Source organism: Spiroplasma poulsonii, assembly GCF_009866525.1.
Taxonomy (GTDB): domain Bacteria; phylum Bacillota_I; class Bacilli_A; order Mycoplasmatales; family Mycoplasmataceae; genus Spiroplasma; species Spiroplasma poulsonii.
This window is the reverse complement of record NZ_CM020866.1, coordinates 1888351-1912792: the sequence shown is the minus strand read 5'-3', so window position 1 is coordinate 1912792 and position 24442 is coordinate 1888351. Positions and strand designations below refer to the sequence as shown.

The 24442-nt window shown below is 25.7% G+C and carries 31 protein-coding genes; 19 read left to right on the top strand and 12 right to left on the bottom strand.

Going from position 1 to position 24442, the window contains the following annotated elements:
- Nucleotides 1-151: 151 nt before the first annotated feature.
- Both MSROBK_RS10865 and MSROBK_RS10860 read right to left on the bottom strand, forming a co-directional pair.
- The gene (locus MSROBK_RS10865) at nt 152-952 is read right to left on the bottom strand and encodes an IS3 family transposase (protein WP_242441500.1); all 801 of its coding nucleotides are present in this window, start codon (nt 950-952) and stop codon (nt 152-154) included.
- A 32-nt stretch (nt 953-984) separates the two neighbouring features.
- Nucleotides 985-1260, bottom strand: a complete 276-nt coding sequence (locus MSROBK_RS10860; protein WP_040094612.1) for a transposase — start codon at nt 1258-1260, stop codon at nt 985-987.
- A gap of 413 nt (nt 1261-1673) precedes the next feature.
- Here MSROBK_RS10860 and MSROBK_RS10850 point away from each other — a divergent pair, with 413 nt between their 5' ends.
- The 17 genes from MSROBK_RS10850 (at nt 1674) to MSROBK_RS10780 (ending at nt 12489) form a co-directional block, all read left to right on the top strand.
- Nucleotides 1674-1988: a hypothetical protein gene (locus MSROBK_RS10850; RefSeq protein WP_227991283.1), complete on the top strand. Its 315-nt coding sequence runs from the start codon at nt 1674-1676 to the stop codon at nt 1986-1988.
- Between the two features lie 189 nt (nt 1989-2177).
- Nucleotides 2178-2456 carry a hypothetical protein gene (locus MSROBK_RS11955; RefSeq protein WP_227991282.1) on the top strand — a complete coding sequence of 93 codons (279 nt, stop codon included), beginning with the start codon at nt 2178-2180 and terminating at the stop codon, nt 2454-2456.
- Nucleotides 2457-3791, top strand: a complete 1335-nt coding sequence (locus tag MSROBK_RS10845) for a hypothetical protein (RefSeq protein ID WP_227991279.1) — start codon at nt 2457-2459, stop codon at nt 3789-3791. It abuts the gene before it with no gap.
- A gap of 206 nt (nt 3792-3997) precedes the next feature.
- Nucleotides 3998-4432, top strand: coding sequence for a 50S ribosomal protein L11 (gene rplK, locus MSROBK_RS10840; RefSeq protein WP_040094610.1), 435 nt, complete (start codon nt 3998-4000; stop codon nt 4430-4432).
- Nucleotides 4433-4434: 2 nt separating this feature from the next.
- Nucleotides 4435-5121: a 50S ribosomal protein L1 gene (rplA, locus tag MSROBK_RS10835; RefSeq protein WP_040094608.1), complete on the top strand. Its 687-nt coding sequence runs from the start codon at nt 4435-4437 to the stop codon at nt 5119-5121.
- A 156-nt stretch (nt 5122-5277) separates the two neighbouring features.
- A complete protein-coding gene (locus MSROBK_RS14485) occupies nt 5278-5730 on the top strand; it encodes an IS5 family transposase (protein ID WP_040092446.1) in 453 nt (150 codons plus the stop codon).
- Entirely contained in the window at nt 5715-6113 is a 399-nt protein-coding gene (locus MSROBK_RS14480) for a transposase (protein WP_416375052.1), read from the top strand. Before MSROBK_RS14485 ends, MSROBK_RS14480 begins: the two co-directional genes overlap by 16 nt.
- 196 nt (nt 6114-6309) lie before the next feature.
- Nucleotides 6310-7524 carry an AEC family transporter gene (locus tag MSROBK_RS10825; RefSeq protein ID WP_040094606.1) on the top strand — a complete coding sequence of 405 codons (1215 nt, stop codon included), beginning with the start codon at nt 6310-6312 and terminating at the stop codon, nt 7522-7524.
- A gap of 38 nt (nt 7525-7562) precedes the next feature.
- A complete protein-coding gene (locus MSROBK_RS10820; protein ID WP_040094603.1) occupies nt 7563-8567 on the top strand; it encodes an NAD(P)-dependent oxidoreductase in 1005 nt (334 codons plus the stop codon).
- A 997-nt stretch (nt 8568-9564) separates the two neighbouring features.
- On the top strand, nt 9565-9738 hold the full coding sequence (locus tag MSROBK_RS10815) for a hypothetical protein (RefSeq protein WP_157944220.1): 174 nt from the start codon (nt 9565-9567) through the stop codon (nt 9736-9738).
- A gap of 1 nt (nt 9739) precedes the next feature.
- On the top strand, nt 9740-9877 hold the full coding sequence (locus tag MSROBK_RS10810) for a hypothetical protein (protein WP_157944221.1): 138 nt from the start codon (nt 9740-9742) through the stop codon (nt 9875-9877).
- A 2-nt stretch (nt 9878-9879) separates the two neighbouring features.
- Nucleotides 9880-10302: a single-stranded DNA-binding protein gene (locus MSROBK_RS10805; RefSeq protein ID WP_105628879.1), complete on the top strand. Its 423-nt coding sequence runs from the start codon at nt 9880-9882 to the stop codon at nt 10300-10302.
- Entirely contained in the window at nt 10283-10939 is a 657-nt protein-coding gene (locus MSROBK_RS10800) for a hypothetical protein (RefSeq protein ID WP_105628880.1), read from the top strand. The genes MSROBK_RS10805 and MSROBK_RS10800 overlap by 20 nt, the downstream gene beginning before the upstream one ends.
- Nucleotides 10923-11597, top strand: a complete 675-nt coding sequence (locus MSROBK_RS10795) for an ERF family protein (protein ID WP_105628881.1) — start codon at nt 10923-10925, stop codon at nt 11595-11597. The genes MSROBK_RS10800 and MSROBK_RS10795 overlap by 17 nt, the downstream gene beginning before the upstream one ends.
- Entirely contained in the window at nt 11597-12094 is a 498-nt protein-coding gene (locus MSROBK_RS10790) for a hypothetical protein (protein ID WP_105628882.1), read from the top strand. Before MSROBK_RS10795 ends, MSROBK_RS10790 begins: the two co-directional genes overlap by 1 nt.
- Nucleotides 12084-12287 (top strand): hypothetical protein, encoded by a 204-nt coding sequence (locus MSROBK_RS10785; protein ID WP_105628883.1) that lies wholly within the window; start codon nt 12084-12086, stop codon nt 12285-12287. Before MSROBK_RS10790 ends, MSROBK_RS10785 begins: the two co-directional genes overlap by 11 nt.
- Nucleotides 12280-12489 (top strand): hypothetical protein, encoded by a 210-nt coding sequence (locus MSROBK_RS10780; RefSeq protein WP_040093953.1) that lies wholly within the window; start codon nt 12280-12282, stop codon nt 12487-12489. The genes MSROBK_RS10785 and MSROBK_RS10780 overlap by 8 nt, the downstream gene beginning before the upstream one ends.
- Before the next feature lie 18 nt (nt 12490-12507).
- Here the strand turns inward: MSROBK_RS10780 and MSROBK_RS10775 are convergent, their stop codons facing one another.
- The 6 genes from MSROBK_RS10775 to MSROBK_RS10750 all read right to left on the bottom strand — a co-directional run bounded on the left by MSROBK_RS10775 (nt 12508) and on the right by MSROBK_RS10750 (nt 17295).
- Entirely contained in the window at nt 12508-12837 is a 330-nt protein-coding gene (locus MSROBK_RS10775) for a hypothetical protein (protein ID WP_133165089.1), read from the bottom strand.
- A 77-nt stretch (nt 12838-12914) separates the two neighbouring features.
- Entirely contained in the window at nt 12915-13520 is a 606-nt protein-coding gene (locus tag MSROBK_RS10770) for a hypothetical protein (RefSeq protein WP_105629047.1), read from the bottom strand.
- A 15-nt stretch (nt 13521-13535) separates the two neighbouring features.
- On the bottom strand, nt 13536-14504 hold the full coding sequence (locus MSROBK_RS10765) for a hypothetical protein (RefSeq protein ID WP_105629046.1): 969 nt from the start codon (nt 14502-14504) through the stop codon (nt 13536-13538).
- Nucleotides 14494-15411, bottom strand: a complete 918-nt coding sequence (locus tag MSROBK_RS10760) for a hypothetical protein (protein ID WP_105629045.1) — start codon at nt 15409-15411, stop codon at nt 14494-14496. The genes MSROBK_RS10765 and MSROBK_RS10760 overlap by 11 nt, the downstream gene beginning before the upstream one ends.
- 6 nt (nt 15412-15417) lie before the next feature.
- A complete protein-coding gene (locus MSROBK_RS10755; RefSeq protein WP_105629044.1) occupies nt 15418-16818 on the bottom strand; it encodes a hypothetical protein in 1401 nt (466 codons plus the stop codon).
- Nucleotides 16819-16833: 15 nt separating this feature from the next.
- Nucleotides 16834-17295 carry a hypothetical protein gene (locus MSROBK_RS10750; protein ID WP_105629043.1) on the bottom strand — a complete coding sequence of 154 codons (462 nt, stop codon included), beginning with the start codon at nt 17293-17295 and terminating at the stop codon, nt 16834-16836.
- A gap of 294 nt (nt 17296-17589) precedes the next feature.
- Between MSROBK_RS10750 and MSROBK_RS10745 the strand changes: the two genes are divergently transcribed.
- Together MSROBK_RS10745 and MSROBK_RS10740 are read left to right on the top strand one after the other, a co-directional pair.
- A complete protein-coding gene (locus MSROBK_RS10745) occupies nt 17590-18594 on the top strand; it encodes a hypothetical protein (protein ID WP_105629042.1) in 1005 nt (334 codons plus the stop codon).
- Entirely contained in the window at nt 18554-19135 is a 582-nt protein-coding gene (locus MSROBK_RS10740; protein ID WP_105628887.1) for a lipoprotein, read from the top strand. The genes MSROBK_RS10745 and MSROBK_RS10740 overlap by 41 nt, the downstream gene beginning before the upstream one ends.
- Before the next feature lie 27 nt (nt 19136-19162).
- On the opposite strand, the gene MSROBK_RS10735 is transcribed toward MSROBK_RS10740, so the two are convergent.
- From MSROBK_RS10735 to MSROBK_RS10720, 4 genes are all read right to left on the bottom strand, one after another.
- A complete protein-coding gene (locus MSROBK_RS10735; RefSeq protein ID WP_105629041.1) occupies nt 19163-22366 on the bottom strand; it encodes a hypothetical protein in 3204 nt (1067 codons plus the stop codon).
- 3 nt (nt 22367-22369) lie between these two features.
- On the bottom strand, nt 22370-23518 hold the full coding sequence (locus tag MSROBK_RS10730; protein ID WP_159373295.1) for a hypothetical protein: 1149 nt from the start codon (nt 23516-23518) through the stop codon (nt 22370-22372).
- Nucleotides 23519-23529: 11 nt separating this feature from the next.
- Nucleotides 23530-23727, bottom strand: a complete 198-nt coding sequence (locus MSROBK_RS10725) for a hypothetical protein (protein ID WP_159373294.1) — start codon at nt 23725-23727, stop codon at nt 23530-23532.
- Nucleotides 23728-24086: 359 nt separating this feature from the next.
- Nucleotides 24087-24335 carry a hypothetical protein gene (locus MSROBK_RS10720; RefSeq protein WP_159373293.1) on the bottom strand — a complete coding sequence of 83 codons (249 nt, stop codon included), beginning with the start codon at nt 24333-24335 and terminating at the stop codon, nt 24087-24089.
- Nucleotides 24336-24442 lie beyond the last annotated feature (107 nt).

Sequence of the window (24442 nt, the reverse complement as noted above, 5' to 3'; positions counted from 1 at the left end):
AACCAAACAAAAATTAACAATTCGGGCTGCTTTTCGAAAAAATAAATATTTAATTCTTTTTTTATGTTGTGTTTTTTGTTTAATTGGTTTAATCTTAGTTTTAGTTAATCAACTAGCTGATTTGGAATGGCAAGGGTTTTTTGGACAAATTTTATGTAGAGTAAAGATTTTTATATTCAATTGGTGTTAAATAATTTAATTTGCTGTGAATTCGTACATTATTGTATCAATTAACATAGTCAAATAATTCTAATTTAAATTGTTCAATATTTTTAAATTTTCTGTTTTTAATTAATTCTGTTTTTAAAATTTTATAGGTTGATTCAGAAACAGCATTATCATAAGGACAGCCTAGTTTACTATAAGATTTTGCAACATTGTTTTTAGCTAAAAGATTGTAAATGATATTGTTATTAAATTCGCTGCCTTGATCAGTATGAAATATTTTAATATTATCTAAAGAAAAACTAAGCTTTTTAAAAGTATTTTCAACTAATTTGGCATCTTTATGAGAACTAACATCATAATCAATAACTTCACGATTAAATAAATCAATTAGAAAGCACACATAATATCATTTGCTATTGATAGCAACTTGTGTTAAATCACTGACAACAACTTCATGTAGTTTATAATTATTAAATTCTTGATTTAACAAATTATGATATTTGTATGTAGCGTTTTTGTTACTTTGATGTTTATATTTAAGTTTTGTATAATTGGAAATTAAGTTATATCTTTGCATTATTTTACTAATTTTTATTCGTGATAATAAAATATTTTGTTGTGCTAACATAACTTTAATTTTTCTTGTGCCATAATTTTTACGACTTTTTAAGAAAATACTGATAACAGCATTATCAATAGTATGGTTTGATTTAGGATTATTTGATTTCAATTGATAATAAAACGTTGATCTAGGAACTTTTAGTGTTTTGCATAAATTAGTAATTGCATATTTTTCTTTGTTGTTTTTAATAATTACTATTTTTTGCCTATTATCAGTGTGGCTTGCTTTAAAATATCATTTTCCATTCGTAATTGTTTAATTTCTTTTCTTAGATAAATTAGTTCATTTTCTTCTGGGCTTCGATTATCTTTTGCTTTAAATGAACCAGAATTATTGAATTCATGAATTCATTTTCAAACTTTTGATTTACCGACCTGATAGTCACTGGACAATTGTTTTGCTGTTTTACCTGTTTTATAAAGACTAACAATTTGTTGTTTAAATTCATCGGTATAATGATTCTTTGCCATAATTACACCTCCATTTATTAATTTAATTATAATCCTTACTCCACATTATTGTTGTCCAATTTATCTTAACCCATCCAACAATGTATTTCGAATTGATTTAAATTATCAAGAAGATTGAATAAATAATAGTTTTAACAAAGTAAAATATCTTCTACCCCACTGAGGTTTTTACTTTACAATTAAAGGTGATAATAATGCCCAATATATTTCACCACAACTAATTCCTGCAATTAATAATAACTTTCGTGCTTCCGATGTTTTGATATTCTTAAAATCAAAAAATTTTAATTCTTTTAATACTGAAGGTTATAAAAATGCCAAAATAATTTCATAATTTTCCGGTATAATTACTATAATTATCGAAAGGAGAAAAAATATGAAAAATTTGACATAACCAAAAATTTTAATGTTTATTGGCGCTGCTTGAATTTATTATAATTGGAATTTTGTTTGCGGCAGGTGTTCCAGCAAAAACTTTGATTTATGGCTGAGATACAAGTTGACCAGTCTTACTGATTTTAGGGGTTTTATATATTTTAATTCCCTTATCAGTTAAGCCGGGATTCTGATCATTATTATGAGCTTTAGCGATCACTGGTTTAGCAGTCATTTTCTTAATTGGATTCTTTGTTAACGCAGATTACCAATCACCCTGAACTTATTTAGGGGCCATTCCTAATCTTTTCATTGGAGTTGGAGCATTAGGATGGATTTTTGTCCATGAGTAAAAAATTAAATATTTATGAAAAATGACATTAACTATCAATAATGTCATTTTTTTTATTTAAGATGATTATCAAGGTTCTAATTATATTAATGGTTGATAATAACTTGATTTGAATAATTATACTCCTTGTCTTTTTTTGTATAATCACTTCATATCCGATGAAAAAACTCATGGTAGGAAAAAACAAAAAATGAAAAAATTATTAGTAATGCTAGGGGTTTTTAATTTTAGTGTTGTTAGTCCGGGTTTGATTATTAGTTGTGTTGCAAAACCAAATACTGATAAAGAAGAAAATAATGGTATTGATTATCAAGGTGATTTAAAAATTTTAAATGAAATTACCAAAAAAGTTAGCGCTGCGTTTCAAAAATATGCGATGGAAAAAGCATTAGTTGATATTAACGATTATCCAACTAATGGTCTTGAAAAATTATTTACAATGGTCAGTAAGAAACAATCACAGCGATAATTGAATTTAAATGATGAAAATGTTGGTTCAGGGTTAAACGCATTAATAAATGGTTTTCTGACTATTTTTGATAATGTTAATCGTGAAATTGCTGACCAATATTCAAATTATTATCTTAATACATTACCGTTAAGTGCTGATGTAAAAGGTTATCAGTTTATGTTAAACCACATTGACACTGAACAGTTAAGATCATTAGCAAATGTTGATGTTAACAATTTGCAAGGAGTTCGGTTGAATTTTAAATTAGAAGTTAAAATCCAATTTAAAACATTAGAAACACGTGTTCCATTTTTAATACAATATACAGTTACAAATGATAAAGTAAAAATGGAAGAAATTTTGACGGCTGTGACAGGAACCGTCTCAAAAGCAATTGTAAAATTTTTTAATTCAATGGCAGAAAATATTATTGTGGATGAAAATCCAGCTTTTCGGAGTATTTATGAAAATTTTGATTTAAATTATGCCTTTGATCACAGCATGTTAGATGTAATTGTCCAAAAAGAATTAGATGCAGCATTAAATGCTGACAATGAACTTGGTGAAATTCGAAATAGTATTACTTATGCTAAGGATGAACAAATTTTGGTTTTATTAAATTCAAGTATTAATCCAGATACAAATGGTGTTACCCCCGTTATTCCTGATGATGAAACATATACGTGGGTTAATACTGGTTATGCTCCTGATAAATTAACACCAGAAAACTTTTTAGAATATTATGGCAAAAAATTAAGTATTTTAACAAGTACATCTGATGCAAAATTACAGTTGGGTCAGTTTAGAATTAACTTGGCAAAAATTTTAGTAGCTGGAATCCCATTGTCGGGTGTTATTTTAAATGAGGGTAAACCATTTTATTTAAGTGTTGGGATTACGCGTGATGGAATGATTGAAAAAATTAAAAATTTTGGTCGAATTATTAGTGCCTTTTATAAATATTATAAAATTACTTGAGATATTAAGGTTTGAAAAGAAGGTGCTTTGTTTTTAGATGTTGATTATTGAAATGGTCTAGAAAAACAAGTTAAAACTGATGGTTTGTCACACCGTAAAATTTGAAAAATGCTGTTAAATAAATTTAAAACTGATCCACAAAATCAAATTTTACCAGATATTGATAAATTTTGAGTGACAACAGAAGTTGTTGATTTGGTGCCTGTAATCGGAAGCGATCGGTCATTAAGTATTTATGCAAATAGAAATTATAGTTTGCGTTTTAATTTTGGAGTTAATGCAACAACTAATAATATTTATTATACGCCATGACCTGTAAATATCTATGGAATTGCTTTTAAACCATCAGATTATGTTTATCCAAAAACAAGATAACATGATATTAAAATGAAAGAACTTTATTGGTTATTTCATTTTTTAATTAATGGTTAAAAAGTAAATTAAAATAAAGTTGCTTTTTCTTAACTTATTGTTATAATTAACTAGGCATTTATTCTACTTAGTAGAATATGCTTAAATGTGGTAGTAATGTTAATATTACGTTTGGACCACAGCGAGAATTCAAAAGGAGGAAATTGCTCGTGGCAAGGATTACTAGAATTGCAAAATTAGAATTTCAGGCTGGGCAAGCAAAACCGGGGCCAGAGTTAGCTTCATTAGGAATTAACATGCCACAGTTTTGTACTCAGTTCAACGATGCAACAAAAGACCGTATGGGTGATGTTGTACCAGTCGTGATTACAGCATTTGATGATAAATCATTTAAATTTGAATTAAAAACTACTCCGGCAGCGATCTTATTAAAGAAAGCTGCTAAAATCCAAAAAGGATCGGCAAAAGCAAAGGATGAAATAGTTGCAACTATTTCAGCAGACGAAGTTCGTAAAATCGCTGAATATAAGTTGGTTGACTTAAATGCAAACGATGTTGAAGCAGCAATGCATATTATTGAAGGAACTGCTCGTAATATGGGAATTGTTGTTGACGGTATGCCAAGTAAGAAGGAGAAAAACTAACAATGGCAAAATTTGGAAAAAAATATAATCAAGCTGTTGAATTAGTAGAAAAAAACAAAGTTTATCCAATTACTGAAGCAATTGAATTGGCAAAGAAAACAGCAACAACAAAATTTGATTCAACAGTTGAAGTTGCTTTTAATTTAAATGTTGATCCTCGTCATGCTGACCAACAAATTAGGGGAGCAGTTGTTTTACCAAAAGGAACTGGAAAAACACAACGAATTTTAGTCTTAACAAATAGTAAGGAAGCTGATGCAAAAGCAGCTGGGGCAAATTTTGTTGGGGGAAAAGATTTAATTGAAAAAATTCAAAAAGAAAATTGATTTGATTATGATGTAATTATTGCGACACCAGATATTATGGCTGAATTAGGGAAAATTGGGAAATTATTAGGACCAAAAGGTCTAATGCCAAACCCTAAAACAGGAACTGTTACACCAGATGTTACAAAAGCGATTGATGATGTTAAAAAAGGAAAAGTTGAATATCGTGTTGATAAAAATGGAAACATTCATTCAATTATTGGAAAAGCATCATTCAAAGCAGAAGATTTAAAAGCTAATTATGATGTAATTTATGAGACAATTCGGAAAGCAAAACCAGCTGCTGTTAAAGGAGCATATATTAAGAATATTGCTGTTACAACAACAATGGGGCCAGGAATTAAAGTCTTAATTGAATTATAAGATTTAAGAAACTAACGAGAATTAGTTTCTTAATTTGTCAAAATTTACCACTTATTATTGTATAATATTAGTAGTACAAAAGTACATTAGACTTCTTGCGATACCCTTTTTTATTAAAATATTATTATAAAATATAATTTATGAGGACATAAAAATATGAACAATAATAAATTTAATACTCTTAATGATAGAGAATGGTTAAGATTAACAGGAATAAAAAAATCCACTTTTAATAAAATGTTAGATATTTTAAAAGTTGCTGAAATAGAAAAATTTAAAAAAGGTGGTAAAACTAATAAATTATCATTAGAAAATAGATTATTGATGACTTTATTATATTGACGAGAATATCAGACTTATTTTCATCTTGGTAAAAGTTTTGATATTAGTGAGGCTAATTGTTATCGTAATATTAAGTGAATTGAAGATATTTTAATTAAAAACTCTGATTTTCAACAACTTGCTGGTAAAAAAGCACTAATAAATGATTATTTTAATGATAAAACTATTATTATTGATGCTACCGAAACTCCAATCCAACGCCCAAAAAAAGACAAAAACAATCTTATTCTGGTAAAAAGAAAAAACACACGATCAAAACACAAGTAATTATCGAACAAGAAACCAAAAAAATTATTGCAACAAGTTTTTCGCTCGGAAAAAAACATGATTATGCTTTATTTAAAGAATCAAAAATCCCAATTTTAAAAAATACCAAATTAATAGTTGATAGTGGTTATCAAGGAATACAAAAAAATCACAATAATGTTCTAATACCTACAAAGAAAACAAAGAAAAACCCTTTAAACAAAGAACAAAAGCAATATAATATACTGGTTTCAAAAATGAGAATTATTATTGAAAATATTTTTGCTATTCTTAAAAAATTTAAAATTATTACAGAAAAATATCGTAATCGAAGAAAAAGATTTGGTTTAAGATTTAATTTAATTGCCTCAATTTATAATTTACAATTATTATATTTAACATAAAATATTTATTTAAAATTAAATAATTTAAATAATAAATTAATTTTTCGTTGTGGAAAAATATTAAATTTTTAAATAAAAAACATAATTAATTAAAATTATATTTTTCTATTAGTATCTTTTTTACAAATATTTGCAATTTTTTAACAAGTAATGCAAGAAGTCTATTATTAGAAAAAATGAGAGGAGACGTAAGTTAATGCATTTATATTTACAAGCGGATGTTGGGCAAGCGGTTGTTGATACTTTAAAAGCATGGGGCTTTTGAAGTGCAATTATTGCGACGATGTTTGTGATTTTTTTGGGTTGATTTTTAACAAAACGGGGAACCTTTAAAAAAGACTGAGAAACAGTTTTAATTAAAATTGTAATGGTAGTTGGTTTACCATGTTTAGCATTTGATGGGTTTATGGCTGATACAACTGTTGAACAAGTTAAAACACAAGCAGCCATTTTATTAGTGGGATTTTTATTTTATATTATTTTAGGAATTGTTGCAAAATATTTTTACATTAAATATGATCAAGATGTTCGAGATACTTTAGCAATGTGTACTGTTTTTGCCTCAACTACTTTCTTCGGAATTCCAGTTGTGACTGCTTTATTCGGAGCAGGGAAAGCAGCTTTACCAGCTAATATCTTTAATATTCCTTATCGAGTATTCTTATATTCATTAGGGTTTATTGTAATGAGTAAACCAGTGGCAGGTCAGTTAGCACCAGTTGGGCAAACAACAGTTGAAACAGTTGTTGATGTCAAAATGGATCCAGCTGGTTATGCCCAAGTAAAAGCTGAAATGCGAGCTAAAAAAATGGCAACGGTTAAAGCAAACTTAAAACAAATTTTTGTTAATCCAATTTTAATTGCAACAATTATTGGATTTATCTTTTGAGTAACACAGTTAATTCCAGGAATTGCAGTTGTTCCTGATCAAAATGCGATTGGTAGTGGTAAATTCTTTTCACCATTACGATTAGATAATTCTTTTCCACCATTATTTAAAATAACAAAAACATTAGAAGGAGTCTGTACACCATTAGCTTGATTAGCAATTGGGATGACATTGGCGAAAGGAAAAATTCGCGAAGCAATGCAAGATAAAAAAGTATGGTATGGAATGATGATGAAAGTTATTTTAGCACCAGTGGTTGGGTTAGTGTTGGCAGTTATTTTTGCCGTAATTGGAAAACAAACTGGCGCATGAAAATTAGATTCAATCGGATTAGCGGTAATTGTTATTATGTTAGCAGCACCACCAGCTTCGGTAATTGTTGCATATTCAATTGGCTATAATAAACAACCAATGTTAACAAGTAACTTAACATTAGTTTCAACGTTATTTTCAATTATTTCGTTACCATTGTGAGTAATTATTACAACAGCAATTGGAGCAACTTCATTATTTACATATTAGGAAAAATAACAATTAATACAAATTAGGAGAAAATATTAATGAGTACAAAAATTAAAATGGTTTGTTATGGGGTTCGTAAAACTGAACGTCCATTTTTTGAACAGTTAAATGAAAAATATGGTTATGAGTTAACTTTAATCGAAGAATATTTAACAAAAGATAATATTGCAACAGCGAAAGGCCATAATGCTGTCATGGTGCGAGCTAATTGTGATTGTTATGAGGAAAACTTATTAAAGATGAAAGAATATGGTGTTAAATATTTATTGACAAGAACAGTTGGGTATAATCACATTGATTTAGCAAAAGCGCATGAATTAGGATTTAAGATGGCTTATGTTCCGGGTTACTCACCAAATGCTGTGAGTGAACTAGCGGTTGCAATGGGAAATGCTTTGTTACGAAATTTATTTTATATGGCGAATAATGAAAAAAATACTAATTTTAAGGTTGATGATTTTATGTTTGCAAAAGAAATTCGTAATTCAACAATTGGAATTATTGGAACAGGACGCATTGGATTTGAGACAGCAAAAGCATGACATGGGATGGGAGCAAAAGTTCTAGGACAAGATATCTATGAAAGTGATGCAGCAAAAGAAATTTTAACTTATACTGATTTAGACACATTAATTAAAGAATCAGATTTAATTTCATTGCATTGTCCATATATTAAAGAGGAAAATCATCATTTAGTTAATAAAGAATTTTTAGCAAAAATGAAACCAGGGTCCGTTTTAATTAATGTCGCACGAGGACAATTAATGGATAGTGAAGCTGTTTATGAAGCAGTAAAGTCAAACCATTTAAAAGGGGTTGGCTTAGATGTTTTAGAAAATGAAGGTGATGTTTTCTTTAAAGATTTTAAGGGTGAAAAAATGCCAGATGACATTACTAATAAACTATTAACATTATATCCACGGGTAATTATTACTCCACACGTCGGTTCATATACCGATGAAGCGGTTAAAAATATGATTGAAACAACATATGAAAATTTAAAAGAAATTTTAACAACTGGTGAAACAAAAAATAAAATCTAATTTAAGATAAATTTACAAACAGTAGGAAAACAAAATATTGATTCAAATAATTTGCTTAATCTCAGCAAATTATTTGTTTGTTTTACAAGAGTTAACTACAAATTATTTGATAAAAGACATTAGTGTCTTTTTTTTAATATAATAATAAATATATTTAAAAATATAAAAAATCCATTATAATGGTCGCATGGGAAAAAGAAGGGTTTTAAAAAATACATAGAAATTGAATAAGAATAATAAATTAAACCATTTACTAAAATGGTTTTTTTATTTGTAAAACCAAAATTATTAATTGATTCAGAGAAAGGGCAACATCTTAAGTTCTTAAAATAGAAACTTTTATCACAACTTTTTGATACCTTCTTTAAGTTATGTTACACATTTATTAAATATCTTAGAAATCTTTACAAAATGTCTTCTGTTTTTTCTCCTAATTTAAGGTGTTGTCCTTTCTCTGTTTCAGTTAATTATTTTATTAAAATTACAACTTAATGCAGTGTGGAACGGTTATTTTAAATAACTAAGTGTTTTTATTCCACAGGAGGCGGTCTAGCCCAGCGGTAATTAGTCCGGAAATAATAGACGCTTTAACAAGCGATAGTCGTGATAAGTCCAAGGTTAATATCAAACGACAATAAACCATAGAGATAATGACTTTATAAATAAATTTGCGATAGATATTACTTCTTAGAAGTGACAGCGGTTTAAAAACCACAAAGTCAGCATTAGGCTCTTCAAGGTGCAAGTAGATTTATTTTAAAAACTGAACGTTTTGACCTGAAATGGTGCGGATGAAGAGAGAGAAAACTCTCTGGCTCCAAAAGAAAAAAACAACTGTCGATTATTTAACTAACAACATACCGCCACCGCTCACCCGTAGTGAAGCGGATGGCGTAGTAAATAAATAGATAAATACTTAATTATATAACTAACTCTCGCTTTGGCACTTTCACTTTGGAGTGAGTGCCAGCGAGTTAAAAATAGGAGGAATTAAATTATGAATAAAAGATATTTATTAGTAATGAAAAGTAAATATGGTGATTTTAAAACTTTATTATTTTATACATTAGAAGAAGCAAAAATTACTGGTAATGTTGAAAATAAACAAGGATGAGAAACAACAATTATTGATTTAGAAGATAACAATATTAAATGACAAGGATGTGAATAATATGTGAAAAGATGAAAATGGTTATGTTTATACTGAAGATGATTTATTTAATTTAGCATTAGAAGAATGTCATTCAGAAGATAGTGCTTATGAATATATTGATAATTTAATTGAAGAAATGGAATTAGAGGAAATTTAATAATGAATAAATTTATTGGAATTGGTAGAACAACTAAAGATATTGAAATTAAAAAAACACAAAATGGTAAAGAATATACCATATTTCAATTAGCAGTAATAAGACCTTATTCTACTCAAAAAGAAACTGATTTTATATCTTGTCAAGTTTGAAATAAACAAGCAACTGTTTTACAAAAATATTGTCAAAAAGGTAGTCAAATAGCAGTTACTGGTGTTTTACAATCTTTTAAAAATAAAGATAATAAAACTGAATGAATAGTACAAGTTTCTAATTATGAATTTTTACATACAAATAATGATTTAAAAAGAGATATATTATTATCTAAAAAAACACCAGAAATAATTGCAGAAGAACAAATAAATTATAGTTCAGAAGATATTAAAGATTTAATGGGTGATAATGATGCCATCATGTGAGATTAAACCATTATATATTTATAATAATGAATTACATAAATATAGTATTTTAATCCCTAGTGTTAGTCAAATTGTTAATATTTTAGTGCCAAAAGATTATTCGCAAATTGATGAGAATATTTTAAAATTAGCACAAACTCGTGGAATATGTTTACATAATATGATTGATTGTTGAATAAAAAATAATTTTGATGATGAATTAATTGAGTTTATTAATTGTGATATAAAATCACACAAAGATATTTTTAATAATTTTACAAAATTATATCAAGAAACTTTTAAAGATATTAAATTTAAACATTATGAAACTGAAAAAACACTTTATAACCCTTTAATGTGTGGTACAACTGATTTTATTGGAATAACTATTGATAATGAATATATAATATGTGATTGAAAAATTACTAGTTCTAATGAAGAAACTGATATTAAACGCTATATTTGACAATTAAAACTTTATTATTTATTAGAAAAAGATTTTTGTATAGATAGTAAAAAAATATTAATGATAATTATAAATCCAAAATTAAAAATAGTAATTAAAGAAAAAGTTAATATTACTAAACAAGATTTAGAAAAAATTAAAGATGCCATTTTAATATGACAAGAAAGAGAGGAATGAGAAAATGCAACAAGAAACTAAAAAAACATTAATAGCAAGTATTGGTGAAATTCAATCTAATATAAATATTTTTGTTGGTAAAAATGCAAGGAATGATTTTAATAAATATAATTATTTTACTGAAAGTGATTTATATCAAACTTTAAAACCACAATTAAAAGAGCATCATATAACTTATACAATTCAAGCAGTTGGTGAACCAACATTTATTAATAATGATAAAATGGTAAATTATTATTCAAAAGGTTTATTAACACTTTATAAAAATGATGAAAAATTAGAATTAGGAATTATTTTATCAGCACAAAATTCAGATATTGCAAAAGCAGTTGGTAGTGCTTTAACTTATGGTGCTCGTTATTGATTGTGTAAGACATTTGGTATAGCAACTGATGAATTAGACCCCGATAGTACTGAAATAAGTAAAGAAAATAGTAATCAAGTTATTAAAGAAACTAATAAGCAACAAATTAATAATTTAAATCCAAATTGAATGAGGGAAGAGCATTTTAATAATATTAAAGATTTTATTACAAATACAAAAATAGAACAAGATATTATTTCAAAAGGTAAAAATTGAATAAAAGAAGAATTAAATGTTGAAAAATTATCACCAGTTATAATTAGAAAGCAAAGCGAAGATTTTTATTATCAATTTAAAGAAAGATTTTTAAGATAATGATAAAAATAGGTATTGACCCATCAGGAACTGGTACTACTGCTATTGTTATATATGAAGATAATAAATTAATTAAACAAAATGAATTTACTAGTAAATATTGAAAAGAACATTATAAATTTATTGATGAATTTATAGATGAATATTTATATTCAGATTATTATGTAAAAAATAAAGGTGAACTTTTTCCAAAAGGATTAAATATTGAAGATTGTTTATATACATCTGCTAATGCTAGTAAAGATAGAGATGATTTATTAAGATTACTGGGTGCGATTGAAAATACTTGAGTTAGTTATAATTGAGTATCACCACGCCATACTAAATCAGTTGTTAAAAATATGGAAAATTTAAGTAAATATAATGATAGTTCTGTATGAAAATATGAAAAAGATACTAATTTAACTTATGAATATGGTAAAGGTTGAAAATATAAGAATGAAAAAATAAGTAATCATTTACGAGATGCCATTATTATTGCTAATTATGAGAGTTAATATTATGAAACATTCATATAATCAAAAAACTGGAAAATATTATTCTTGCAAAATTAGGAATGTTAATATTTACTTAAATAAAAACGAAGAAAAAGTTTGAAATGAATTAAATTTTAGTACTTATTCTCAAAAAATAGAATATCTTATTAACTTTTATATAACACATGATAAAGGAAATAAAGAATATGAATAATTATATTTTATGTTATCGCTCTGAACAAGGTAATCGCCCTTGTAAAAACCCTCGTGGTGAATATATAATTGGGATTGATAAACAAGATGTAGATATTAATTCAACTGAATACTGAGAATATTATAAAAATAATTATGGAGAAAATAATTTAGTTATTTGTAAAGTTAAAAATTTATACTTAATATTAGAAAATAAAAAATAACCAATTAAGGTTATTTTTTTAAATACTATTTGTTAATTTTTTAATAGCATCTTTTTGTGCTTGCTTTTTATCATTTACTTTAACTTGTTTTTTAACATTTTTAATTTGACCTGTTTTTAATGCTAATTCTGTTGCATAATCAGGTCCTCTTAAATGCTTTTCGTGAGCAATAACAGCAGTTCTTAATTCTCTAATTTCTGCTTTATATTTTTTAATTTTTTTAGCAGATAATCCTAGAATACCAAGACTACCCATTCCACCAGCACCTGCTAATACAAGTAAAGCAATCATTAATGTTTCGTTCATTTTCTTTAATTCCTTTCTTATTCTTACTCAAACAGTGGCCATCTATCCTTTCAGAACAAAATAATTTATAAATTAAACTATATAACCACCCAAAAATATCAACCGCCCCTATATATAGTCTATTTTAAATTTAATTCTTTGTTATTTTCATTTTGTATATTTTTTAATTTTTCTTCTGTTATGCCATCTAAATTATTTCATTGTTTTGCTACTCTTGGTTGGATAACACGCGGATTAATCCGACAATCTAAACAATGTCTTAAATGGTCTTTTTTTCATTTTGATTTATCAATTCAAATAATAATTAAAGAAATTATTAAAGTAATTAAAGGCAATATTGTAAATACTAATCCCAGTTTAGAAACTTTTAATCGTGGTATATCAATTTTCATATCTATTTTTGGTTTACTACTAACAACAAATATACCTTGAATTCCATGTGTAAATAATGGTGTTAATAATATTGCAATGCCATTACCTCAATATTGACCATAATTATATCAATTAATATTATCTTTAATTGCATTAATCATTCCATATTCTAATCAACAATTTAATACTAAAAATATCAGGGTATAAAAACTAACTACTCAACTACGAATTTTATATTTTCTTTCTCATTCTCTAATATCTTTATGCGTTCAATTATAAGTTGGAATAGGGTCTTTTTTAAACCAATTTCAAGGTAATGCACCCTTTAATCAAGTTGTTTTATCTTGTTTCATTAATTAAAATCCTTTCTAACTATCTTTTCTTCTTTCAATGTGTAAATAAGAAATTGTTCCATCAAATTTACCAGTATATATAGAAATAATTCCGTCATCTTCCAATTCTACACGATGAGAAACAGGACTTTCTAATTCGGCAGACCCAATAGTTATTTTTCCTATAAAATTTTTGTATGTTGCTAAATAATAATTATTTTGATTACTTGTTTTAATTCAAATATTATATTTATAATTTTCTTTATCTCAATTATTTATTTGATAATCATACCTTGTATTATCTAAATCACTTGTATCAACAACTTCTCAATCATTTATATTAATCTTAATATATTCGTTATAATCAATTTTACTAAAATCATTAATAATAGGATAAGTAATATTTATTGAATTATCTGTTTGTAATCGTTCTTTTAATCAAAATAATAATGTTGGATAAAAAGTTTTTTTACTAATATGCTTATATTCTTCTTCTCATGGATGAGCATAATTATCTAAACTATAATTATAAGGTCTAGATACTGTTTTACTAGATATAATATCAATTATTTCACCTGCTAATTTTAAAGCATTTTTAACATCACGAGTAATATTCTCATTTGCTTCTGGGTCATTAGTTTGTGAATATGCTACACCACCTTGTGAAAATGAAGCACTACCAGTTAAATCATTAACTCCTTTTGGTAAATATCAATTTATAACTGCTAATAAGCAAGCAGATTGAATATAACTTAATCATTTATCATATTCAATTAAACCAGTATTATCTTTTTTTACTCAGGGAAATAAATCTTTTTTATTTATTTTATCGGAAATTGTTCCACCTGATAATCTATCCATTCATAAACTAGTTTTTAAAATAGCATTATAAATTAAATTATCATTATAAGCAGATTGTTTTCTATCATTAATAGGTTGTCAAAGTTTACTTGCTTTAACATCTTCAACTGTTATAAATAACAAATTACTTAAATTATTTTCCATATAAAACACCCCTTAATTGATTACGATATTTATTTTTTAAATTACGTGGCTTATAACTATTAATATTTTTTTGTGTTTTCTTAATTTTTTTAATAGTTTGATTAGTTTTGTAAAACATATTTTTAACTGGTGTTTTATATAAATTCTTAATATTTTTAACATCACTTCAGCGTTCACGATACCATTTTTTATTATTAATTTCACCAGCAAAATTAAAATTAAAATGTCCAATTTTTAAATTATTAATAAACTTTTTAATTTGTTGTAATTTTTGAACTGTTGGTAATGTTAATTTAGTATTTCCTTTGGAATATTTTTCTTTTAATGCTTTTGGCAATCGTTTTTTAATATAATTTCTTAAATGACTAGGTAATCATTTTCTTAATCAATAACGCCAAAACAATGTTCCAGCATTAGATACAGCATTACTTAATAATTTTCAAATTTCAACTGGAACACTAGGATAAACATATGGACCATAAAATTTCGGATGTTTTGCTGTTTTTGTATATATTAAAATAGTTAAATTACCTGTTAATGTTAATTTATTTGTAATATTAAACATACCACTATTAAGTCAACTACTATTTAAAGGCTGTCAATTAGTATTTAGATAATTTTCATTTTTAAATTGTTCTCTATTTTTAATATTATTATCTTTTTCTAATTGACTTAATATTTGTTGTATTTCTTTTTTATGACCTTTTTTAATTAAATCTAAATAAGTAAATGGATCTAATCATTTATAAATATCTTCAATCTTACTTGTAATCTTTTGTAAAGGATTTGCATAATATGAAGCAAATTTATTAACTTTATTAATTAAATTAACAAACTTATTTACTACTGTTTTATTACCTAAATTCTCTGCTAATAATGTTAAAATTCGTAATATTAATAAATTCATTTTTTATTAAGAGTTTTTAATTAATGCTTCAATGATTTTTGTTTTACCTACAGCATTATTTTTACCTTCAATTACAACTTCAACAATTTTATCATTTGTAATATCTATTGGTCAGTCACTACCTTTTGGTGTAATAGAATAATCAAAATCACTTTCAGTTAAAGAACTATTTACTGCTTTTACCGCTTTTAAAACAACATCTTGCAATTTAGGTTTTAATCATCCAGCACTAACATCTTTGGGGTCTGGCAAATTAACGATTGTGTCATCTAATTTATTAATTTTACTAATATCTATTTTAGAAATATTTGGTATTGGTGGTGTAGTTTGATTATTTTTTGGTTGATTAATAATATAATCCACTGGTACTCTAAATGTTTTGTTTACGTTATCATATGCTTGTTTAATTTCTGCTTCTGTTGGTTGTCTTTCTAAAATAATTTTACATGTTTTAGGATATAAAATAGTTGGTGTTGCATATTGTACTTTACCAATTCATTTAGGGTTAGCAGTATCATTATCTAAAACTTGTTGAATAGTATCCATATTAATTGGATAAGCTCATACTTGTTTATTAATAATTAAACCATTTACATTAGTAAAATTATAACCTTTATCACGGTTAACTTGTCCTTTTGTATATGTTTTTTCTAAATGAAAACTTTTTGATACTGGAATTCCCATTGCAGTATTTTCATATAATTCACCATTAACCATTGCTTTTAATTGAGCTTGTGAACCAATTACTTTTAAATAAGCAGGTGTTAATCCTAAATAGGCTCTTCGTCCTAAAACCATAAACATTTTATCAGTTGGCAATCCAAAATATAAATTACTAATTTGATTTGTTAATTCAATCAAAGTTTCATTTAATGTAAAGAATGCCTTATTTGCATCATCAGCATTTTCTGCTGTATAACTACGAAATGGAATTACTTCATATTGACCATCTGCTAAACAATAATCATAAATAGCCTGAATTAATTCACATTCTAAATTAACAAATTTATTCTGTACAACACTAGAAATAGCATCAGCAATAACACCGTTTTTAATATTTTGTTCTATTAATGCCAAGTCAAAAGCCTCATTCATTAATTTTAAATTAAATCTCTTATCAATAGGAACTGGAATTCTTGTTAATCCCATTGTTTGAGTTGCTCCACCATTTGGTAATGAATAATCATTTTGTCATACCACACGATGAGTTAAATTATATAATGCTTGTCCCGCATTAGATAATCAAGCAACTTGTTCAGCAGTTGCAGTTGCATATTGCATAATACTTGCATATTCATTATATAAAGGTCCACGCAATAAAGCATTAACCATATCAACATACGCTTTTTGGTCTGTTGTATTACCTTCCAATGTAAAAGGTACTTGTGGCAAATTAATTGTTGCCATAATTTCACTCCCTTATTATCTAAGGTTTTTAAGTGTATAATCAGTTAATTTTTTAATTTCATCAGGAGTATATGCTCCTTTTTCTTTAATAATTTCAATTTCATCATTTTTATTTTCAACTGAATTTTCAATCATATCTTTAATAAAATTAGTTGGTGAAATTGATTGTTGTTCTTCAACAAACAAATCAGGTTTTAATTCTTTTAAAGTTTGCATTCTTTCACTTAAAGAATTACCACTAACTTTATCTAAATTAGTTTTAATATCTTCAATTTTAGTTGATGGAATATCTTTAAATGCTTTTAATTCATCTAATTCATTAGATAATTTAATAAAGTCTTCTTTTGATATAACATCTTCGCGTTTTTGCACACTTTCTCTAATTTGTTTGGCTTCATTATTAAACTGATTTAAGATATTTTCTGCAATTTCTTCACTTAAACCTTGTTCTATTAATTGTTCTTTTGTAAGCGCCATTTTATAAACTCCTCTTTTTTTATCCTTGTTCGATTAACAAGTCAGCATAAACTCTTTTTTATGGAAAAAGATTAAACTCATAATTTAATTATACACCCATAGTTTATAAATACAATACTTTTTATAAACAAATACTAAACTTAATGTATTTTGTTGCTAATTTAAACCTTAAAACGTGTAATAAGAACTATTTTTCAAGATAAAATTTTTAAAATAATTCATAATTTTGCTTGTATATATATATATATATATATATAATGTCAATAGAAATTGATAAGAAGGAGAAATACAAGTATGAAAAAATTACTAAGTTTATTAAGCTTATTAACAATTAGTGGAAGTGCTGTACCAACAACAATTGCCGCTAGTCCTTATCAAAAAGAACAAACTATAAGAGGTAAAAGAGAAACACAAAATCATATTTTTAAAACTAATGGAGCTGATAAACCAACAGAACAACAAATCAAAGAAAAAGTAGTGGAATTAAATCCCAAATTAAATATTAATAAAATTAATGTTACAGAAATTACTGAAAATAGTGCCGTAATCGCTATAGATGGTTTTAGTGGTAAAAAAACAATTAATTTTACAGTTAATAAATCTGTACCAATAAACAAAGTTATTACAAATACTAATTTGGGAGAAATAGATTTTTCAATTGGTGGATGAACACCAAACCAAATTGTTCAAGAATCCTTAAAACTTTTTAATCCTAAATTAGATATTTCAAAAATTAATATTACAAATATTAGTTTAAATAGTGCCAAAGTTAAAACAAATGATACAAGTATTTATACTGGTGAAATAAATGTTAATTATAGTAACCCAGTAAAATCAGTTTTTAAAAACACTGAATTAGGATTAATTAGAATTAATGGTGTTAATAAACCAACAGAACAAGAAATTAAAAATAAATTAAAAGAATTAAATAAAAATTTAGAAAATAGTATAAATGATTTTGAAGTTAGTGATATAACAACAGCAAATGCAAAAATAAATTTTAAAAGAAAAGATATTTTAAGTGGTAAAGTAGTCGTTACTTTTATATCTAATGTTAATTTAAATAAAATTATTACAAATAATAATTTAGGTGAATTTAAAACTGAAAATTTATCTAATCCAACAAAACAACAAATTAAAAATAAACTAAAAGAAATGTATAGCAATTTAGATATCACAAAAATTAACGTTGAAAATATTAGTAATAACAATGCAATTATCAATTCTTTTGATACAAATACTTATACGGGAAATATAAATGTTAATTATACGGTTTCAATATACTCACTTAATTGATAATAAAAGAGGAAATAATCAAACGAAAAGATTATTAAGTATAATTGGCGTAATCTCATTAGTAGCAACAAGTACAACAAGTTTAGTTGGGTGTAAAACTGAAGATCAATTATGGTTAGAAAAATTAAAAAAAGAAAAAGAAGAAAACAAAATAAATACTACTAACCAAGAAATTAAAGATAATTTAGAATGAATAGCACCACAAGAAAAGCCATTTAATGAGATTGATGATAAATATTATTATGTAGTATGGTGTGGTGATAAAAATCAAAAATGATATTTAAGTAAGTTTAATAATGATACAAAATTAGAAGATGGAAATGAAAAAAAAATTGATAAATTAAATAATTCTACATTATCTTTATACTTTTATATCGATTCTAGTTTTCCAGTTTTAACAACAGATATTTTTTCAGAAAATATAAAAATCCCTTGAAGTAGTAAAAGTAAGTATATTAATTCAGTATATCGTTGAAATTTAACTAAACAAGAACCTGATTTAATTGTTGATAACGATGGTAATGTAAAAGTTAAAGGAGAATAAAAAAGAGATTTTACATTTCTTTTTCTTTTACCTTGGTGTAATTGTGATTTTAATAGGATTATCACTGTTATTTACGATATTTAATACACCCAAAGCATTAAGGTCTATTGTTATATCTTTATTATTACCTGCATAATTTAAGTTAATTTGAGCCAACAATAATAACTGAGCAAATAATACTTTTGATAATCTAATTTTTAATTTCATATCATTAGTATAATATGCTTGTAAATATGTTTCTTTAATTTTATTATCATCATTATCAGATAATTTTGTTATTTGAAGTAAAAAATTAACTGCTCCACTTTTTTCTGTATAATAAATGCTTTTATAATTTCCACTTGGTAAACCAGTAGTAGAAGCAGTAGAGAATGTTTGAACTTCATTAGTTATATTATCAGTATATAAAGTTATAGTATTATCAAAATTAATATTATCATTTTGTGGTAAACCTTCCCTTTTTAAAGTTATATTAGACAATAAACCACTATTAAAATCGCAACTATTAGCCCCGCCTAGAAGATTAATATTTCTATACTTAATAAATCGCTCTATTTCAGGTTTAAAACACCTAACTTGTAAATTATTAAGATTACTTATTTCTATTGTTTTATAAGCATCTTTAAATTTACTAATACTTTGAATTGTTGGGTCAATTTGTCTTAAATCAATTTCGATTTCACAATAACCTTCATTAAATTCATCAGAAAATAAATTAACAGTAGTACCATAATGTTGTGCTTTTTTACATTGTGGTGGTGCTGTAATTTTAGTTTTTAATGCTTGTCCTGTTTTAGCATCTCAAATATCTTTGGTATAAGGTTCATAGTTATATGGTACTGGTGGTAATACACACTGCGGATAATTAAATGTTGGTATTTCATAATCATGTGGGAGTAAAAAACTAGTTTTATAATTAGTTGTCATATCGCGTAAATAATTATTTAATGTACTTTTTGTTTTTCCACGAAAGCTTCATACTGATAATAGTAAATAATCTTCTTCATTATTAGTAAACGGATTATCCGCATAAAAGATAATTTCAAAATTACCTTTATATAATGCTTGAATTGAAAACATATCAATTATATAACTACAATTTGTACCATCTGGTGTTTGTAAAAATTCTAAATCATTATCTAATTCACTATCACTAACTGGTGTTTGAGCTTCAATTGCTTTGGTTTTTTCATTAATTAAATAAACTTGGTTAGTTTTTTGATTTAATTGTTTTAAATTATAAGTTGAATAAATTAATTCACTTGTTGGTTTACCATCTTTAGTTAAAACAGGACCTTTTAATTTATCAGTTAATAAAGTAGTAAAACTAAAACTAGTAGCATTTGCACCAAATATAGCACCAACTTTGTCGTTTCCTTGTTCTCTAAATATTTCAAAGGGTAAATAACCCTTACCTTTTGAATTTTCAGATCAAAATGCATCATTATAAAAACTATAAATATTAGCACTCATAAAGCCATTTAATCATTGAAAATTAGGTCATGATTTTTCATTTTTGTTAATTACTCATCCTCATGGAATACCAAAGGAAATAAAGTTTAAGAATTTACCAACACCGCCCGGTATCGTAAAAGGATTAAATAATAATTTTTGAGTATAGTTTAAAGGTAATACGGTAACTTGGCGATTAATAAAATTATTCATATTTAAAATATCTCAAACATTACATGAACCCATTTTGCTATATTCAATTTGAACTTGACCTACTGTATTACCAAATTCATCTTTTCTTCTAAAATATGATGATGCTTGAGTACTAATAATATTATCAACATTACCGCCATTTACTTTTATTTTGTTTGGTGGTGTTATTTTTCAATCTTTAGATCAATAAAATTTAGAGTTTTTATCTTCTTTATGAATATTTCTACCAACACTAGAATTAGTTGCTGATGTAGTAGTGGGGTCGGTTATAACAATGCCCTCACTATTTTTCTGTTTTCAAAAATCATATCTACTTTCCATATCTTTTTTTCAATCTTCATAACCAGTTATCATTGTTGGTTGAATACCTTGAATGTTATATCAGCTTACTTCTGGTGATGCATAATTATTAACTTTGTCGGGTGGACAAGGATACATGTTATACATTAATAAATCTCTTGAATTCATAACTTTTTTATTAAATTGACCTTTAATAATTGGTCGGCCAATAACGGGCATATCAAAAAAGATCGGATTACCATAAAATTTAACTGCCATTGCTCTAACCCCTGGGTCTTTTAATAAAACCTCATCTAATTCAACAATACCTTTATTTAGTTTTTTATTATAAGTTATTTTAGGAAAACAATAACCTTCGCCCGGGGCACTTGTTTGAATAAATTGTCTTACTGATAAACCACTATGACTAATTTTGTCATTAATACTTGAAAAGGTAATTTCTTGTCATAAAAAACTGCCATCATAAGGTGAATAATAATTAATAACATTTGATGGATATAATCATTGTCTATCTTGGGGTGCAGTATTTATATTACCCCCACCAATATTTAAACCACGGTCATTAAATACAGTATAAAAATTATAATAATCATTAATATTCAATTTCTCAGCATTTTCATCTAAAATTAATAAAGTATATTGTCTTTCGGTGGATTGCTGTGTAAATACTTGCTCAAATTTGGCTTCACCAAATTGAATTGAACTTCTATCATCAATCATATAAGCATCTCAATATTTACCAACCCTAACTTCTTTTGTATAAAAGTTATCTGCTTTATTATCATTATTCATAAAATAACTTAATTTATATTGCTTTAAGTATTCTAACATTTTATTAACATCATAAATGTTTTCACCATCAATTAATTTTCAATAAACATTATTATTTTCATCTTTTAATTTTATCGCAAAAGGTGTTTCATTATTGGCTCATATAGTGGAATTAATAGGTTGATTTTTAAAATCATCAACGGTTAAGATATTAATTTCTTCACCTTTATATTTTTGGACTATTTTTAAACTATCTTGTCATTGTGCAATAGTACTTTCCATATTATCAAATATGCGTGAATAACTACCATAATCACTTGGTTTAGCATTATTAGGTTTTCAACCTGTTTCAGTATCAGGAATATATGAACTATAAACATTAAAAGGAAATACCATTCAATGTCTGTTATCTCGTATATTTTCTCTAATATCTATTAAAGTATCATGGGCTTGTCTTCTTAATTCTTCGATAACCCCTGGGTTAATTCCACTCATTTGTTAATTCTCCTTAATTTCTGTTCTACCTTGTAAAGCATTTTGATTATTACCAGTTTCATCATATTCCATTAATTTATTATTATGTTCAATTTCTTTGGCTTGCATTTTATCTTGTCATGCTTCTATTTTTTCAAAATATTTAGTTGCTTCTAATTCATCAATATTATCATATTCAGTAATTGCTCTTATTGGTTCCATTGTGCCATTATCTAATCTAGTAGTAATTAATTCATTTTGTCGCATTTGGTCTACTAAACTAGCACTAACAAAATCAAAACCATAAGGTCTTTCACAAGTACCATCTCATAAATCATAATATTTTAAAACAGTGTCAAATATTTTTGTATAATATTGTTTACGATATGCTTGTAAATATGCTTGTTTTTCTAAATCTTTGGTTTTAGTTAATAAAGATTGTGTTTTATTTTGGTCATTATCTGATTTATCACCAAAAGGACTAGAAAAATGACATGCTAAATATACTTGTTCAATAATTGATTTTTCGTCTTCGGTATATGTTTCTAAGGTTGGTGTACCTTGTACTACTTGTAAAGATTGTGATAATTGACCATCTACTGCTGATTGACCTGATTGAATAAAAATATCATCAAAAGCATCTTGTAATACTTTTTTATTGCCTTTGTTATAAGCAGTCATTAAATCATCATCTAATACCCCATATCAATGAGTACGATTTGCTCATCTTTCTTTTGATTTAATATTAAAACTATCTTCTAAATCAAATTGTAATTTATAACAATTTGCCATAGTAGGCCATGGGTTTAATGTTGTTGAAGTTGATAAAAATAATGGATTAGGTTCATTAATCATTTCTCAAAAAGGGACAATACCTAATTTGTTTTTAAATTCTTGTACTAAAACAGGTCTAACATCATCTTTAATTTGTGTTTTACTTTGCCCAACAACTACTTCATTATTTTTTGGTCAACCTTTAATAATTATTTTATCTTTGGTACAAATTAAATTTAAAATAAAACCACTATCTGATTGATGATAATTTAATCAAATATCAGCACCTTGTTCAATTTCATTTATTTTGCTTACTCTTGAAGTAAAGTTAAATGGGTTAATTCATAAATCAATATTGCCATCACTAGTTTCTAATAAACCAAAGATAGTTTTACCCATTAAACTGGCTGTTAATTCATTTTATCTAATTTTTCTTTTATTTTATAAGTTTCATATCATCAATTTAATTTTTCTAAAATGTCTTTACGATGAGACTTAAATAAAATATCTTTACCATTTACTAGTCGCATTTGATGGCGAGCAATAATATTTGCTAAATTAATAGTTCAATCATAATTATAAAATTTTAAAAACACTATTAATATCATTTAAGTTTGGTAAACTAGGGAAAGTATTATTCATTGTTATTTTGCTCCTTTAATTTTAAAAATAAGTGCATAATTAATAATATTTACTGTTAATAAATTTGGTTCATTTGATAAAACTTGTACACATACTTTAATTTTTTGATATTTCTTAATATATTCGTTATATAAATTTAATTTACATATTGCTATATTATCTTTTTTTAATTCTTGACAAAGTCTTTTTTAACTTGTCCACAAACAGACATATAAGGTCTTTTTGCATTTATTACACGTTCATCATGTATTACATAAATATCTTTTTTCATTAAGTTAATCACTCCCTTTGTTGTCATAATTTATAATCGGATGAACTATTATGTTTAACCATTGGTATTAATTCAAAGTGTAAAGCATAAAAAATCACTATCAAATGTATCATCATATAAATCTAACATTCGTTCTTCTCTTACATCGGGTTTATCTTCTCATTGAATTAATTCATATTGGGTTTTACTTACAGGACATTTTTCTCATAATCATTTTAATTGATTAGTATTTATTAACATTGTAAATGCTTCTACACGATGTTTTATTTTAAACTTCTGCTTTTGTGCTGGTTTAAAATTCATGTATTGACCAAAAGTATAATTATATTTTCTCTATTTAAACTTTCTAATGTTGCATAAGCACTATCATCAACATTAATTGATATTCCTGTTGTATTAAATTAAAAATA